This window comes from Streptococcus sp. LMAG:39 (genome assembly GCF_008680485.1).
GTDB classification, from domain to species: Bacteria; Bacillota; Bacilli; order Lactobacillales; family Streptococcaceae; genus Streptococcus; species Streptococcus pasteurianus.
Genome location: NZ_NALE01000001.1, coordinates 2,011,149 through 2,026,804, shown reverse-complemented (window position 1 = coordinate 2,026,804; position 15,656 = coordinate 2,011,149). Strand labels below are relative to the sequence as shown.

14 protein-coding genes and 1 pseudogene are annotated in these 15,656 nt (G+C 37.7%); 2 read left to right on the top strand and 13 right to left on the bottom strand.

What is annotated here, in order from left to right; translation table 11 throughout:
• Positions 1-85: 85 nt before the first annotated feature.
• From pepV to CCC20_RS10370, 7 genes and pseudogenes are all read right to left on the bottom strand, one after another.
• The gene (gene pepV / locus CCC20_RS10400) at positions 86-1,492 is read right to left on the bottom strand and encodes a dipeptidase PepV (protein WP_003064448.1); all 1,407 of its coding nucleotides are present in this window, start codon (positions 1,490-1,492) and stop codon (positions 86-88) included.
• 160 nt (positions 1,493-1,652) lie between these two features.
• A complete protein-coding gene (locus CCC20_RS10395; protein WP_003064446.1) occupies positions 1,653-2,255 on the bottom strand; it encodes a nitroreductase family protein in 603 nt (200 codons plus the stop codon).
• 157 nt (positions 2,256-2,412) lie between these two features.
• Positions 2,413-4,143, bottom strand: a complete 1,731-nt coding sequence (locus CCC20_RS10390) for a putative glycosyltransferase family protein (RefSeq protein WP_058692839.1) — start codon at positions 4,141-4,143, stop codon at positions 2,413-2,415.
• 161 nt (positions 4,144-4,304) lie between these two features.
• Positions 4,305-4,640 (bottom strand): annotated as a pseudogene (locus CCC20_RS11445) (ACT domain-containing protein).
• The gene (uvrC, locus tag CCC20_RS10380; RefSeq protein ID WP_287180194.1) at positions 4,627-6,426 is read right to left on the bottom strand and encodes an excinuclease ABC subunit UvrC; all 1,800 of its coding nucleotides are present in this window, start codon (positions 6,424-6,426) and stop codon (positions 4,627-4,629) included. Before uvrC ends, CCC20_RS11445 begins: the two are co-directional and overlap by 14 nt.
• A gap of 419 nt (positions 6,427-6,845) precedes the next feature.
• Positions 6,846-8,222, bottom strand: coding sequence for an NAD-dependent succinate-semialdehyde dehydrogenase (locus CCC20_RS10375; protein WP_041973959.1), 1,377 nt, complete (start codon positions 8,220-8,222; stop codon positions 6,846-6,848).
• 203 nt (positions 8,223-8,425) lie between these two features.
• Positions 8,426-9,451 carry a YeiH family protein gene (locus CCC20_RS10370; protein ID WP_003064438.1) on the bottom strand — a complete coding sequence of 342 codons (1,026 nt, stop codon included), beginning with the start codon at positions 9,449-9,451 and terminating at the stop codon, positions 8,426-8,428.
• A gap of 99 nt (positions 9,452-9,550) precedes the next feature.
• Between CCC20_RS10370 and CCC20_RS10365 the strand changes: the two genes are divergently transcribed.
• Both CCC20_RS10365 and CCC20_RS10360 read left to right on the top strand, forming a co-directional pair.
• Positions 9,551-10,417, top strand: a complete 867-nt coding sequence (locus CCC20_RS10365) for a LysR family transcriptional regulator (protein ID WP_003064436.1) — start codon at positions 9,551-9,553, stop codon at positions 10,415-10,417.
• Positions 10,418-10,496: 79 nt separating this feature from the next.
• On the top strand, positions 10,497-11,168 hold the full coding sequence (locus tag CCC20_RS10360; protein ID WP_048791273.1) for a Crp/Fnr family transcriptional regulator: 672 nt from the start codon (positions 10,497-10,499) through the stop codon (positions 11,166-11,168).
• A 38-nt stretch (positions 11,169-11,206) separates the two neighbouring features.
• On the opposite strand, the gene pynA is transcribed toward CCC20_RS10360, so the two are convergent.
• The 6 genes from pynA to CCC20_RS10330 form a co-directional block, all read right to left on the bottom strand.
• Positions 11,207-11,893, bottom strand: coding sequence for a pyrimidine 5'-nucleotidase PynA (gene pynA, locus CCC20_RS10355; RefSeq protein ID WP_013851722.1), 687 nt, complete (start codon positions 11,891-11,893; stop codon positions 11,207-11,209).
• 10 nt (positions 11,894-11,903) lie between these two features.
• The gene (locus CCC20_RS10350; RefSeq protein ID WP_003064430.1) at positions 11,904-12,233 is read right to left on the bottom strand and encodes a potassium channel family protein; all 330 of its coding nucleotides are present in this window, start codon (positions 12,231-12,233) and stop codon (positions 11,904-11,906) included.
• Between the two features lie 83 nt (positions 12,234-12,316).
• Entirely contained in the window at positions 12,317-13,000 is a 684-nt protein-coding gene (locus tag CCC20_RS10345; RefSeq protein ID WP_013851721.1) for an ABC transporter ATP-binding protein, read from the bottom strand.
• A 9-nt stretch (positions 13,001-13,009) separates the two neighbouring features.
• Positions 13,010-14,062 carry an ABC transporter permease gene (locus CCC20_RS10340; RefSeq protein ID WP_013851720.1) on the bottom strand — a complete coding sequence of 351 codons (1,053 nt, stop codon included), beginning with the start codon at positions 14,060-14,062 and terminating at the stop codon, positions 13,010-13,012.
• A gap of 152 nt (positions 14,063-14,214) precedes the next feature.
• Positions 14,215-14,715 carry a YkgJ family cysteine cluster protein gene (locus CCC20_RS10335; protein ID WP_021142109.1) on the bottom strand — a complete coding sequence of 167 codons (501 nt, stop codon included), beginning with the start codon at positions 14,713-14,715 and terminating at the stop codon, positions 14,215-14,217.
• A gap of 80 nt (positions 14,716-14,795) precedes the next feature.
• Positions 14,796-15,656, bottom strand: a complete 861-nt coding sequence (locus tag CCC20_RS10330) for a hypothetical protein (RefSeq protein ID WP_003064420.1) — start codon at positions 15,654-15,656, stop codon at positions 14,796-14,798.

The window sequence follows — 15,656 nt, the reverse complement described above, 5'->3', positions numbered from 1 at the left end:
TTCTACTTCTTCTTCAAAGCTTTCAAATATATAAAGAAAGAGATTCTTACAAGTTGTAAAAATCTCCTCTTGTCATTGTCAAAGATTATTTAATCAATTCGTAAAGTGCTTCGGCGTAGATTGCTGCAGCACGGTAAAGGTCTTCAACATCGGCAAATTCATTTGCTTGGTGCATTGTATTGACATAATCTGGGAACATTGCACCGAAAGCAACACCACGTTTAAGAAGGCGTCCAAATGTACCACCACCGATAACTTGTTCGTAACCTTTCAAGCCTGTTTGTTTTTCGTAAACAGAGAGAAGTGTTGCAACCAATGGGTCATCAGCTGGAACATAGTGTGGTGTGTGTTCATGGTCTGAAAGTGTTACTTTTGTCACACCGTTAAGTTTTTCAAGTTCAGCTTTGATAGTTTGCGCATCTGTACCTTGTGGGTAACGGAAATTAAGAGTGATTGTATTGTCATCTGAATTGCGGTCAAATTTGAAAACACCAGCGTTCATGCTAAGAGCGCCCATTTTTTCATCAGTATAGGCAACACCAAGGTTTTCACCTGCAAAATCACCGTGAAGAACGTTTGCTGCTGTTTCAAGATAAGCTTTAGCAGCTCCTTCAAAAGCAAATTGGTTAAGGAATTTAGCAAGGTATGTTGCACCGTTGATACCAAGTTCTGGTGTTGAACCGTGAGCTGATTTTCCGACAACTGTCAAACGGAAAGCGTCGCCTTCTTGAGTAAGTTCAGCAGTCAAGTTTTCAGCTGTTGTGTATGCTGTTAATTTTTCTTGAAGTTCAGCCAAAGTACTGTCAGCTGTGAAGATAGCTGTTGCTGATTCTGGCACCATGTTATCACGAAGTCCAGCATCGAAACTATTCAATGTGAAGGCACCGTTATTGTCACCTGCAAAGTGTAGGAATTCTGTGATATTTCCTTTTTCACCATTGATAATTGGGAATTCAGCATCTGGAGAGAAACCAAAATCAGGGTCTTTCAATCCATTATGAGCAAAATAATATTCCATATCTCCCCAGCCTGATTCTTCATCAGTACCAACGATGAAACGAACTTTTTTAGATACTGGCAAACCAAGTTCTTTGATGATTTTTAGGGCATAGTAACATGCCATTGTTGGACCTTTATCATCAGATGACCCACGCGCATAAAGGCGTCCATCTTTGATAACTGGCTCATAAGGGTCAGTATCCCAACCGCTACCTGCAGGCACAACATCTAAGTGAGCAAAGATTCCGAGAACTTCGTCACCTTCACCAAATTCAAAATCACCAGCATAGTTATCAATGTTACGTGTTTTGTAACCATCACGTTCAGCCATAGCTAGGAAATGTTCCAAAGCTTTTACTGGACCAGGTCCAAATGGGTGTTCTTTGTCAGCTTTGCTGTCATCACGTTCTGAGTTGATACGCAAAAGAGCAAAGAGGTCTTCCATCATGGCATCTTTACGTTTTTCAACTTCTGCTTTAAAGTCTACTGTCATTCTTATAACTCCTTCATAAAGGTAGCTTTTCTCAAAAAGAAAAGCAATCTTGTTTTATCTTTTGAATTCACCAAAAATTGATAAACTCATGTTACTGTATTTGTCAAACTCAACCTAGCAAATAAACCAAGCTTGATGCATGAAATTAAAGTCGGTACGCTTAACGACGTTCGATAATTTCGTCAACAGGCAAACGATAACTTGGTTCAGGCTTATTATCGCTATAACCAACAGTGATTAAGAGCTCTGGACGAAAACGTTTATCAATTTCTAGGATATCATTGGTTGATGACTTATCAAATCCCAGAATAATATTTGATGAAATATCTTGGTCAGTCAAAGCCAAAACAAGATTCATCGCAACAATTCCAGCATTAAGAGCAAGGTATTCACCTTTACGTTTGTCGTCAAATTCTGCAAAACGAGCAGGTAAAGTCTCCATGTAGTAGCCTAACATATCATTACTCAATGACTTGACACCAATACGAGCAATTTTGCGAGAACGTTGAACCAAATCTGTATCGGTAAAAATTGCTACAACGTATTGAGCTTGCTCTACTTGCTTTTTATTAATTTCTGGAAGATGTTCAGCAAGTTCGGCTTTTTTATCTTCCACCACAACAAATTTCCAAGGTTGGATATTATTAGCACTTGGAGCTAATGTAGCGATTTCAATGGCTGTTCGTAAATCCTTATAATCAACAGCTTTGTCATTGAAGGTTTTGACGGCATGTCGCTTTTTGTTTAATTCTAGAAATTTCATAAGCGAACCTCCTTCTAAAATATTCTCTGCTCCTCTATTCTAACATTTTTTGAAAGAGTTCACAGCTTTTTTTAGTAGTTTTGGGAAAGAAATCTAACATGAAACAAGATTTTTGTAATATAAAAAGACTGGATGTGCAATTCCAGTCCTAAAATTATTATACTTTTTTTATCATTCTTAATTTCTTTAGCCAAGCATAGCCTGCTACTGCTAGCCATGTGAAGACGTTGCCAATCAGTAAAGGTTTGAACCAGACACCAATATGGTAAGTGATTTTTAATGTGTTTTTTCCGACTTTTTGTGTCACAGTCGGTGTTCCGATTCCTGACAAGGAATAGTCCTTACAACTTAGTTTCTTACCATTGAGTGTTAGCTCAGTATCCTTGTATTTGGCGATTGGAATGTTGACCTTACCACTATTGTCGGCAATCCATGTAAAGATAAGAGTATTGCCATCTTGTGATTTGTCAAAAGCAGCTGTATGACTAATGACAAATTCTTCATAAAGAACGTATTTGTTATCCTTGTTTGATTTGTCAGCAGGAAGATAGTCTGGTGTTGATTTCGAGATTAAATTTAACAGTTCATCTAAATCTGAACTGTGAAAACTAGCTCGAACTTCCTCAGGCTTTCCCCAAACAAAGGTATGTTTTTTAGTTTTGATAGGGTGTTTAGCAGTATAGTATTCAACAATCTTTTCTTGTTGCAGATGTGTTAGCTGAGCAAGGCTGAAAAGATTAATCAAAATCGCTCCGGCTGTCACTAGTCTGGACCATTTGATATCAAAATAACGCTCTAAAACTAGCGCTACTGCTAATAATAATAGCACCGTAGCGGGCACAAAAAAGCGAAACGGGAATTGAATTAAATTGACTAAAGAAAGGTTTAATTTATTAATACTGTACCAAGGAAAAATGCTACTTGACAGAACGAGAAAGAAGAAAAATGTTCCTGTTGTAACTCGCAAGAGTATATCAAAATGGCGCCAATGTCTGAATGAAAAATACAATTGATACAGCACCAAAAGTAGCAAAGGTAACGGTGTTATCAGCCATTGAATGCTACGTTGATTAACCGTCATAATATATAATTTTGAATTGATAAATGGTTCAACCAAATTATTACTACGCCCGACGTCAATAAGCGCAGCCCAGACATTCGTTGTCAATAAAAGAGCCAGTAAAACAGCTTGTATTCCTTTGATGATAATGGTTTTCTTTTCTTGAGATTTGATAAAACCGTACAAATAAAACGGCAAATAAGAAACAATAAGCAAGAAACAGCTTAGCATATGAACTTGCATCATCAAAGCGACAGCAACAGCTAAGCGTAGCACGCCTACTTTTTTAGTTTTTACAAAATCAATCGCTGGAATCATGCACCACGGCATAAAAGCAGCTCCCCAACTTGAAAAACCTTGCCTAAATGTCCAATATTGAACAGAAAAAGTCATCATGTAAAAAATAGCAATGGCTAGAGAAATTTTAGGCTTGACAGCTACTCTACGTGTTAATCGATACATTGAAAAGCCTGCAATCACACTCAACAAAAAGCGTGACACTAACTGATACGTGTACCAATTACGACTGATTAAAACCAGTAAACCTTGAAAATAGGCAAAATAGGGACCGTATAACGCATTAACAATCCGCCCTGAGCTATAAAAGCCATACAAGGATATAAAATAACTGAAGTTACCAGTCTTAATCTGCATAGCCGTTTCATAGAAACGATTGTAGTGAAAGAGAAAATCACTACCAACAATAACACCTTTTGATATAATTTGTGGAAGAATCAGTAAAAAAGCAACTAGCATTATCATAAGGCTTGGTAGCCAAAAGCGCTTTTCTCGTAGATGAGAAAGGCTCTTCTTAAAATTCTTAAACATGCTTATCTCCTTAAAAAATCCCTATCCATGTTAGCACAGTTTAAAAAAGATTACAAACAGAAATAGAAAGTTTTCATAAAATTCTCTTATTTATATTCAAAAGTACCTTTCGTTTCTTGCAAAAATTATCCCTAAATCTGATCCCCTGCTTCCTCTAAGAATCAGAGTGCTCTTTGGAAATCTACTATTTTCGTTAAAACGTAATCCGTATTAGTAGGTCGAAATGGCAAAAATACTAGTATTATTTTCTGTTAAAAGACTTGATATTTTCGATAAAATGCCAATCAAAGAAAAGTCTAAAATACCCTCAATTCGAAAGCTGACCAAGTCTTATCAACTGTCAAAGCATTTTCAGAGACAAAAGCAATCGGACAAACAAGTTATTTTTCGTCATCTGTTGCCCCAGTAACGACAAACGGATTTCCCAGACTGACTTGTGAATAATCCTCGACTTGGCAAACAGCAAGTTCTTCAGTCATCGGTTTAATGGTTAGCATTGGCCGCTTCCTCATCACTTAATTTTGCTTTAATCGCAGTCGCGACATTTCGTGGAATACCACAGTTCACAATGTCGTCTATATCAGCCTTTTGAATATTGGGTAGGCTCTTAAAGTGCTTCATGAGTAATTGCTTGCGCTTTGGTCCCAATCCAGCAATGCCATCAAGTTTTGATGAGAATGAATTTTTACTACGCACTTGACGGTGGAAGGTAATAGCAAAACGGTGCACCTCATCTTGGATACGTTGTAACAAGAAAAATTCTTCGGAATTTCGTGGCAATTCAACAACTTCTAAGGGATCACCAAATAATAATTCGTGCGTTTGGTGTTTATCATTTTTTTGCAGACCAGCAATTGGAATATCAAGACCGAGTTTATTTTCAATAACATCACGCGCCACACTGACCTGACCTTGACCACCATCGATGATAATCAAATCTGGTGGCACTAAGCCATCTTTCAGCACACGGCTATAACGGCGATAGATGACCTCGCGCATGCTGGCATAATCATCTGGTCCGACAACCGTTTTAATCTTGAATTTTCGATAATCTTTCTTACTTGGTTTTCCATTTATAAAGACCACCATGGCAGCGACAGGACTTGTTCCTTGAATATTTGAGTTATCAAATGCTTCAATACGAACGGGCTTTGGAATGTTAAGCAATTCGCCGATATTTTCAACAGCGCCATAAGTTTTCTTAACATCTTTTTCAAGCAAATCAAATTTTTGTTGCAAACTCATACGTGCATTTTTGATAGCTAGGTTAACAAGCTGCTTCTTCTCACCACGTTGGGGCTTGATGATTTTCGTATCAACAATCGCCTTGACCAAGTCTTCATCAATTTCTTTAGGAATAAAAATTTCTTTAGGAATAAAGTGCTTATTGTCACGGTAAAATTGTCCCATGTAAGTCAAAAAATCTTCTTCTGGGTCATTGTAATAAGGAAACATATTAACATCACGTTGAATGAGTTTCCCTTGGCGAACAAAAAATACTTGCACACACATCCAGCCTTTGTCAACGTAGTAGCCAAAAATATCACGGTCCATCATATCTTGGCTCATCACGCGCTGTTTCGTGCGCAAAGTTGAAATAGCTTGCAGTAAATCGCGATATTCTGCCGCACGTTCAAATTCCATTAAATCTGACGCTTTTTGCATTTTATCTTTAAGTTGGTCAACAATTTTATTGTCTTGACCGTTAAGGAAATTTTTCACATCGTGCGCCATATCAACAAAATAATCATGGTCAACATGACAAATCGTATGTGCTTTACATTGCCCTAAATGGTAATAAAAACAAACTTTATTAGCAGGGTTGGTACATTTCTTAAACGGAAAAATGCGGTCTAACAGGCGTTTGATTTCCGTTGCTGCTCCCGAATCAGGATAGGGTCCAAAATACATGGCACCGTCTTTTTTGATTTGGCGGGTAATCATTAAACGTGGGTACTGCTCATTAGTTGTGATTTTGATGAAAGGATAGGATTTATCATCTTTGAGCTTGATATTGTATTTTGGCATATTTTCTTGAATGAGATTGATTTCAAGAAGCAACGCCTCGGTATTGGAACCTGTGACAATATACTCAAAATCCTCTATTTCTGAAACCAAAAGTTCTGTTTTGGTATTATGGCTGCCATGAAAATAGCTACGCACACGATTTTTCAGATTTTTTGCCTTACCAACATAAATAATCGTGCCATTTTTATCCTTGTGTATATAGCATCCTGGGCTATCTGGCAATAGCTCCAGTTTATGTTTAATCAGTTCATTCATGTCTCTATTATAACAAAATCGTTTTAGCATTGCTGTGGTAAAAGTTCCTCTTATTTTGAGGATTTGGCTTTTTTTGATAACATAAAGGCAAGATTGATTCATCGAAGAGTGAAACTGTCATTGCCATTATCAGTAGTTATCCGCTGACAGAATCTCTTTATCAAGGTGCCCTATTATTTATTAGATATCATATCCTATCTTTGTGCGACAACATGGGCATACAATCGCTACTATTCTGGCAGTTCGTCGAAGAAAACGTGAGTATCACAATATTCTACATCCTGGTCCAAGGAAAAATTTACGTGATTTTTCATAACTGTTATTTAACAAATAAGACTTTTTCAGCATATCCAAAAACCGCAAGCTAAATTAGTTTGCGGTTTTCTATTTTAAATATAAATAAAAGGAGAGCGAGTTAATTAATCATTTGGAACGAAAACAAGGTGTTCGTTGACAAAGGCATCAAAGCCGAGTTCGCTTAATTCGCGACCGTAACCTGAATTTTTAATGCCTCCAAATGGGATTTCTGGGTGTGATGTCCAACCAGAATTGATAAATGACATCCCTGTCTCAATCTTGGCAGCCACTTCTTTGGCATGATTAAGATTTTCTGAAAAGACGGTACCACCAAGACCATAGCTAGAATCATTGGCAAGCGCGATAGCTTCTTCTTCAGTATCAACTTTATAGATAGAAGCAACTGGACCAAAGATTTCCTGATTGTAGATTGGATTTTCTTTGGTGATATTTGTCAAAACAGTTGGCATGACAAAATTTCCGGGGTGGTCAATTGGTTCATCACCGTAAACCACAGTTGCACCATTTTGCTTAGCTAATTTGATTTGACCAAGCACTTCTTCTTTTGCGGCTGCTGATGACAACGGTGCTAAAGTTGTCGCTTGGTCCATCGGGTCACCCCATTTAGCTGATTTGAAATGTTTAACTACCATATCAACGAATTTATCATAGTTTTCTTGACCAACAACGACAAAACGTTTTGATGAGGTACAAACTTGACCAGCATTGTAGAGACGAGCAAAGAAAATGGTCTTATCAAGCAAATCAAAATCAGCATCTTCTAGGATAATAAAGGCGTCATTACCCCCAAGTTCCATAGATGATTTTTTCAAATTTGCTCCCGCTTCTGCTGCAATAGAAGCACCACCACGTTCAGAACCAGTCAAGCAAACCCCAACAACACGTGGGTCTGCGATAGCCTTGGAAACTTGGTCATAAGAAAGGAAGAGATTTTTGAATGCGCCAATTGGTGCACCTGCTTCCAAAACCAAATCATCAAATGCTTGTGCTGATGCTGGACAGATTGAAGCATGTTTCAAAATCATCGGATTTCCAATCATAAAGTTTGGTGCAAAGACGCGCATGATTTGATAGAATGGGAAATTCCATGGTTCAACGGCTACCAAAACACCTGTCGCTTGCTTGATGTAATAAGCATCACCATTAATGTTTTCAAGCGGACGTGGTTTCAAAAATTCTTCTGCCTTATCAGCATAGTAATCAGCAATTTCTGCACAGAGGTCCACTTCGCCTTTAGCTTCCACGAACAATTTTCCCATATCTTTTGTCATGACTTCAGCGTATTTGTCAACGTCACGACGTAGCAGCTCAGCAATCTTACGCAATTGAGCTTTTCGCTCTGCTAAGCCACCTTCAGCACGCCACTTTTTATAAAGCGCATGCCCATTTGCCAAAGCTTCCTCTAACGCTTCATCCGTTGCATTGTCAAAAGTCGCAAGAATCTCGTTTGTATAAGGATAAGTTGTTTTATATGCCATCGTACCTTTTCCTCCTTTATCGTTGCTAAATTCCATGCCTTACAACTGTTAACCATTAGATTAATAGTCTTTATTTATAAAATTTAACTAAGGTTTTCAAGGTCATTATAGCACTTAAGGAAACGATTTCAAGTAAACGCTATCATTTTTTAAAAAAGAAAAACAATGCTTGAATAGTCACAAACATTGTTCCTACATTTTCATTACCAAATCCCTAGAAGATGTTGCATCCAGAGACTGACACAGGTGATAGCTATCCAACACGTAGCTCCCAATCCAATAGCTTGTCCACCAGTCTTAATAAGTTTAATAGGATTCGTGTTAAGACCAATAGCTCCCATTGCCATGACAATAAAGAATTTTGAAAGTGTCTTAAGATTATCAAAAATAACCGTATCAATTCCTAAACCGCTGACAATTGTCGTGACAATCGAAGCCAATAAGAAATAAAGAATAAACATTGGAAAAGCTTTTTTCAATTGGAAAGTCGTTTGGTTAGCTCTGCCATTTTTTGAATCTTGATAGGCTTTATAGATTGACAGTCCTAAAGTAATCGGAATAATGGCCAATGTGCGCGTTAATTTCACAATTGTTGCACCGTCTAAGGTATTTGACCCGTGAACAGCATCCCAAGCTGTCGCGGTCGCCGTAACGGATGACGTATCATTGACAGCTGTTCCCGCAAAAAGCGCAAAACCTTGGTTAGATAGGTGAAGTAATTCTCCCAACGTTGGAAAAATTAGTGCCGCTAAGATATTGAAAAGAAAGATAACCGAAATACTCTTTGCGACTTCTTCATCTTTTGCTTTAATAACTGGTGCTGTTGCGGCAATAGCTGAGCCACCACAAATAGATGACCCAACACCAACCAAGATTGCTATATTACTATCCAATTTTAGCCATTTTTGCAATAAAAACGCTACAACCAACGAGACTGCAATGGTTGAAATAATAATTGGCAATGACTGTGTCCCAACTTTAAAAACTTGTGTTAAGTTTAAACCAAAACCTAATAAAACAACCGCCGCTTGTAAAATATATTTTGATGTAAAAGCAATACCATCAGTGGTTTGGGTGCGATTATTATGAAAATTCCCCATAACCATCCCAAGTAGAATTGCAAATACTGGCGCTCCTACAAGTGGAAATAAATTCCCTAAAAACCAGGCTGGTAAAGCTAGAATCACACAAAACATAATTCCCGGCAATTTTTTCTCAATTGTCATCATAATAAAAACTCCTTTTCACAAAATATTATAACCTGGACAAGTTATAATGTAAAATTATGATTTATTATGATATAATAAAAAAAAAAATAGGAGATTATTATGCTTGATTACCGTGTTTTTACCTTTATGAAAGTCTGCGAAACGCTTAATTTTACCCAAGCTGCTAAAGAATTGCATATCACTCAACCTGCAGTCACTAAGCATGTCAAAACTTTAGAGACAGAGTATCAAACTAAGCTTTTTACCTTTTCTGGCAAGCAATGTCAGCTGACACAAAGTGGCAAAGAATTGCTTGATTTGCTGACGACTATGGACACAGATATTAAGCATTTCAAGACACAGCTCAAGCAAGATTTACAGCCGCTAAATTTTGGGGCTACTTTAACCATTGGCGAGTATGTTTTGACCGATTCTTTAGTGGATATTTTGGCAAATCACCCGAATTTCCAAGTCAAAATGCTGGTGGATAATACCGAGACACTGTTAAAAGCTATTGATAATGGACAGATTGATTTTGCCTTGATCGAAGGTTTCTTTTCAAAAGAAAAATACGATTTTCTGCCTTATCGCACAGAATCTTTCATCGCGGTCGCTTCTCCCGGCTCACCCCTAGCAAGCGGAAGCTATTCTTTAGAAGACCTACTAGCCTATCCTATCATCGTACGCGAGCAAGGGTCAGGTACCCGTGAAATACTTGAAATCATGCTCAAAGAGGCCAATCTAACCATTTCTGATTTCCATAAAATCACTGAAATTGGTAATCTAAATACCATTTGCGAGCTAGTCCAAAAAAATCTGGGAATTAGTTTTGTTTATCAAAGCGTGGTTCAAAAAGAAATTTCTGCAGGTAAACTCCAAAAAATTAATTTGGATATTCCTGCCATAAGTCATGATTTTACCTTTATTTGGCGCAAAAATAGTCATTTTAAAAATCATTATCAAGATATTTTTAAGCTCTTTTTCTGATTTTTTGGCTTGATAAAAACGCTTTTTTAACGTAAACTATATAGTTATATAGCCTATGTTAATTTTAGAAAGGGTAATTATGCACTCTACACTAGATATTACAGAACTTTATCAATACGGCGAACGTGTGACCTTTAAAAAGGGAGATAATCTCGCACAGTCCGTCACTGGCGAAACAAGCGGTGATATTTATATTCTATCTTCAGGCATCTGTGCTCTTTCATCTATTTCTTGTGATGGCAAAGAAACAACTTATCTATACTTTAAAAAGCGACAATTTGTCGGCTTTGTTCCATTGATGAACAATCTGCATTTGAACTATTACGGGAAAAAATCATTTTCAATTGTTGCCAAAACGCCTTGCGTGGCTTACCGCATTTCTAATCGTCAATTTCAAGACTTGCTAGGATTTCCATCAGTTGTTAGCTTGATGTTAAATACATTGACCGAAAATCATATTTATCTCATGGAACATTTTCACAGCAGTAAAAATGAACCTGCTTTGGTCCAATTCTGCCGCTTCTTACTTGACCAAGCTGAGCCATGTGAATCAGGTCATTTAGCTTTAAATACCTTCTTTACCTATCAAGAAATCGCCTGCTACCTAGGCATGCACTCAGTGACTATTGCACGAATGGTAAAAGCACTTCGCGCTGAAGAAATGATTGAAAAAACTGACCATCAGATTCAAATTATTAACCCCGAACAAATGGCTAAACTTATCACAGAAGAACGTAAAATCGATTATTAAAGATAAAAGCTAGAAGTTAAAACTTCTAGCTTTGGTTTTTATCGTAATAATTTTAGCAATTCTTGATAGTTATGGACGGTGTAGGTTGGGTTAGCTACGGTGTGATTGATTTTTTTATCTGGGTTATACCAGACAGTATCGATGCCAGCATTATTGCCACCTTGAATATCCGCCAGCAAATTATCACCAATCATCAAAGCTTTTTCCTGATTAAATCGTGAAATGGCTCCAGAAATGGCGTCATAAAAGCCTTTATCTGGCTTTTGATAACCAACTTCGTCAGAGATAAAGACGTGTTCAAAATAATCTTTAATCCCTGAATTAGCCATGCGACCAGTTTGAATCTTGGTAATGCCATTTGTTGCACCAAAAATGCGGTAACCTTCTTGATTTAGCTGGTCTAACAACTGATCTGCCCCAGGAAGAGTCTGACCTTGTTGGCTAAGAAAATCTTGATAGCGCATAGCAAAGGCATGTCCATCAACCTCATGTCCAAAATGCGCAAATAAACGAGAAAAACGGGTGTCAACCAATTCTTTTTTGGTAATCTTTTTCAAACTTAAATCATTCCAAAGTTTACGATTCATGGGAATATAAACTTCTTTGTAAGTTTCAACATCATCCACGTGCGCCTCTGTCAAAAGTTCTGTCAGAGCAACATCTTCTGCCGCGTTAAAATCAAGCAAAGTATGGTCCAAATCAAACAATAAATCACGATAAATCACAGGTCTTCTCTCACTTTTTTTTATCCAATTGACCCAATTTTTTAACCACAACAGCTAGAAAACTCCCCATAACCCCTAATCCGACAACTGAATACATCATGGTAAAAATCTTTCCAGCTGCTGTAACGGGATAAATATCCCCGTAGCCAATCGTTGTTAAAGTTGTAAATGAAAAATAAAGGGCATCCAAATAAGTAAAATGTTCTACATTTGCATAAAAAAGTGTCCCACTGAGCAATAAAACAGCAGTGACACCAGCAATTCCTCTGGTTTCATCATCCTTAAAGATTGACCACAAGACACGCAATGTCCGACGCATTTGTAAGAAAAAAGTAATCATGACGTCTCCTTTACTAACGACCCTTTTTTGAATCGGTAAGATTTGACCTCATTATATCACACATCGCATCTCAAGACAAATTACTACTGATAAGCAGCAATCTCTTCTTCTCGTAAAACGCCGTCTTCCATGACCAACAATCGGTCACAATAAGAGACTAAACGTCTGTCGTGCGTAACCATTAAGACTGCTTTATTCTTTTCTTTGGCCTCGTCGGCTAGAATTTTGACAACTTCCATGGCTTTTTCAGTGTCCAAACTCGCTGTTGGCTCATCAGCCAAGATAATCGTTGGGTCATTATACAAGGCTCTGGCTATCGCCACTCGTTGCCTTTGCCCGCCAGAAATTTCCTCAGGATATTTGTCTGCGATACTGGCAATACCCAGCTGGTCAAAAAGGCTGTCAATCGATTCGCGCTGTTTTTTCTTATCAACCTTGTCAACCAAGCGTAGCTGATCTTTGATTTTTAAAAAGGGTACTAGGTTGGAAGCTTGCAAGATAAAGCCAATCTGGTCAAAACGCATCTTAGCACGCGCTTTTTCTTTTTTCTGGCTAAAAGCTTGGCCGTTCAATCTCACTTCACCTTGTGACGGTGATTGCAGGCCACCAATAATGGTCAAAAAAGTACTTTTTCCAGAACCTGACGGGCCAATAACGGCAACAAATTCACCTTTGTTAATCGTCAAATTTGTCTCTTTCAGAGCTTCAATTTGATCTGGACCATCTTTGAAATATTTTTTGATATTGATTAATTCAATTGCTGTCATAATTATCTCCTAACCGATTGCCTTTAAAGGGTCAACTTTGACAATGCTTACCACTGAGAAAAGTGCACCAAAAACGGCAATAAGAACCATCAGCACACTAATTCCTGCAAAAAAGAGTGGATTTACCTGAAACGGAACTGATGTTGGTAGAAAAACGGCACTGAGCAGGGTTAACGCTAAGCCGAGACTAACCGCTAATATGGCTAAAATAAAGGTCTGTGCGAAAACCATCCGTGATAGATAGCCGTTAGAAATGCCTTGCGCTTTTAAAACACCAAAGATTGCTTTTTTCTGCAGTGTCAAAATATAGATGAATATTCCAATGACAATCGCTGCTATCACAATCAAAAAGCCAATCATAAAGGAAAAAGTCAGATTCTGAGCTTTATAACCTGGAAGATTTTCAATAAACGTTGATGTGGTCATGCTCTCAAGCTCTTTAGGAACCTGATTTACCTTGCCACGAATCACTAGAGCACTGATTGTATTTACTTGAGCATTATCCGCAAGGACGCTTGCCAGTGTTTCTTTTGTCATGTAAAGGACTGGCTGAACATTAAAGCTCGCATTATCTGTAAAACCAGTAATAGTTAGCTTTTTAGTACTATCTCCAAGAGTAATTTTGTCACCAATTTTTAATTGATATGATTTTTTTAAGCTACTATCAGCGACGACTTCTCCTGTTTTTGAGAAAAGCTTTCCTTCACTCAACTTCGGACGTAGAAATTCATCCTGCTTAATCGCGAATAAATTGACATTAATTTTATTTTTTTCCTTGTCTTTAATTGTCGTAGAAGCTTGTGTCAATTCTGCCATTTTATCAGCGTTAACATCATTTTTTAAGTCGACTGAAAAGCGTGACATGCGCAGATTTTTATTAGCTTGCTCATTTAAAATGACATAATCAGATTTCCAAGAATCAACCGCCGAGCGATTGGTCTGGGCTAAACCATTAGCCAAACCCGTCAGGAAAAAGACCAAGTAAGCAATCAAGAAAATCACTCCAACCACTAATCCATAACGCAGCTTCGAGTGTTTCATTTCATTCCATGCTAAAAACATAACTGCCCTCCTCTATTTCGAATACTGTAAGCTTACTATGATTTTCAAATAAAGTACATTAATTTGATTGTAAATTTTACCGCTTTCATGAAAAACCAGACGTAGTAAGGGATAGGAAAAAAGCACCTCAAAATGAGATACTTTCTAAATCTTTATTTCCCTTCCAATCGTTCTTTGAGTTTTTCAACAAAGAGGTAGGCTGCGGGGCAGAAAAGGGTGTTTTTGATGGTTAGGTTATTAATTTGATAGATTTTTTTGCGGTCTGTGTGCGGAAATTCACGGCATGCTTTTGGTCGGACGTCGTAAATGGTGCAAAGGTTGTCATCGCCTAAAAATGGACAAGGCATTGATTGAAAGACTTTGTCGCCGTCTTCATCGACACGAAGGTACATGTCTTCAAATACGCCAAGTTTCATGCGAAAGACTTTTGAAATGCGTGTGATATCTGCTTCTGTAAACAGAGGACCTAAGCTTTTGCAGCAGTTAGCACATTTTGTGCAATCAATCTCGTTAAAAACTTCTGTGTGAATTTCTTGAGTAATTTTATCAAGATTTTTAGGAGCTTTTTTCTTGAGTGTTGCTAAAAATTTGCGGTGTTCTTTTTGTTTTTGTTGAGCTAGTTCATGATAACGTTCAATGTCAATATCTGTCATTTTCATACTTTCTAATATTGTTTTCAGTCAGAAAATATTATAGCACAAATAAAAAGCGGACTCAAAAACCTCTTTGATTGTCAGCGCAGCTTTAGCAAAGCCTCGCGCTCTTGTTCTTTTATCTCTTGAATAAATCTGTCAAACTCTGCTTTTGCTGCTCTGCTATTTTTCAAATCACAATCAAATAAAAGATTCTCTAAAAAGACGGGGTCAGTTCCTTTTTCTTGATAAATATTTCCTTGAAAAAAATAACGGCGAGTCTTTCGGTCAATCGCTACAACCGACGAGCGCCAGCGTGCATTGTGCTGATTGTCGGGTTTCCAATTGATTTTGAGCTGCTGCCCATGATAATACCAGCCCATCAATTGCAGAGCAATTTGCTTGTTTTTTTTCGGGTCTTGGTAAAAACATGGAGTAGCAACGGCTTGATTATCTAAAAGTGAAAAAGGATGGAAATCCTGAATACCCTGATAATCATCATAAGATATGGCATTGTCAGAATCATCTGAGTGAAAAAGCGCCGAGTGCGCATCACGAAAGGGATCATAAACATCGTCTAGGTTGGCTTTCTTGCCAAAGCACAACCAATCAATGCTTGCCTTATCGTAATAGGTCACGTAAGCCTTCAGCAACTTTTTATCACTTGGTACCTGCAAAATCTGAATCGTCTGACGTGCCTTTAGCGGAACGGATAAAATCCCTTGATAAAGTGTCGATTTGGTAAAACGTTTGAGACGTTTCAACTCATGATCATATCCAAGTTTTGAACGATTGAGGGCGTAAAATGCCTCGTCGTCATCTAATTTAAAAACAATGACAAAATGAAGGTGCTTTCGCTTGTGGTCAATTCTAAAAATCGGTGTTGTAAATTGAGAATCATTTTTAAAAAGTTGTAAAAAATGACCAGCTTGCACAATTCTTTTATGAGTGATGTGAGTCAT

Excerpts from the sequence above, each read along its gene's own strand:
- pepV (WP_003064448.1), bottom strand. The coding sequence starts at position 1,492 with ATGACAGTAGACTTTAAAGCAGAAGTTGAAAAACGTAAAGATGCCATG.
- CCC20_RS10395 (WP_003064446.1), bottom strand. The coding sequence starts at position 2,255 with ATGAAATTTCTAGAATTAAACAAAAAGCGACATGCCGTCAAAACCTTC.
- CCC20_RS10390 (WP_058692839.1), bottom strand. The coding sequence starts at position 4,143 with ATGTTTAAGAATTTTAAGAAGAGCCTTTCTCATCTACGAGAAAAGCGC.
- uvrC (WP_287180194.1), bottom strand. The coding sequence starts at position 6,426 with ATGAATGAACTGATTAAACATAAACTGGAGCTATTGCCAGATAGCCCA.
- CCC20_RS10375 (WP_041973959.1), bottom strand. The coding sequence starts at position 8,222 with ATGGCATATAAAACAACTTATCCTTATACAAACGAGATTCTTGCGACT.
- CCC20_RS10370 (WP_003064438.1), bottom strand. The coding sequence starts at position 9,451 with ATGATGACAATTGAGAAAAAATTGCCGGGAATTATGTTTTGTGTGATT.
- CCC20_RS10365 (WP_003064436.1), top strand. The coding sequence starts at position 9,551 with ATGCTTGATTACCGTGTTTTTACCTTTATGAAAGTCTGCGAAACGCTT.
- CCC20_RS10360 (WP_048791273.1), top strand. The coding sequence starts at position 10,497 with ATGCACTCTACACTAGATATTACAGAACTTTATCAATACGGCGAACGT.
- CCC20_RS10350 (WP_003064430.1), bottom strand. The coding sequence starts at position 12,233 with ATGATTACTTTTTTCTTACAAATGCGTCGGACATTGCGTGTCTTGTGG.
- CCC20_RS10345 (WP_013851721.1), bottom strand. The coding sequence starts at position 13,000 with ATGACAGCAATTGAATTAATCAATATCAAAAAATATTTCAAAGATGGT.
- CCC20_RS10340 (WP_013851720.1), bottom strand. The coding sequence starts at position 14,062 with ATGTTTTTAGCATGGAATGAAATGAAACACTCGAAGCTGCGTTATGGA.
- CCC20_RS10335 (WP_021142109.1), bottom strand. The coding sequence starts at position 14,715 with ATGACAGATATTGACATTGAACGTTATCATGAACTAGCTCAACAAAAA.
- CCC20_RS10330 (WP_003064420.1), bottom strand. The coding sequence starts at position 15,656 with ATGACTCACATCACTCATAAAAGAATTGTGCAAGCTGGTCATTTTTTA.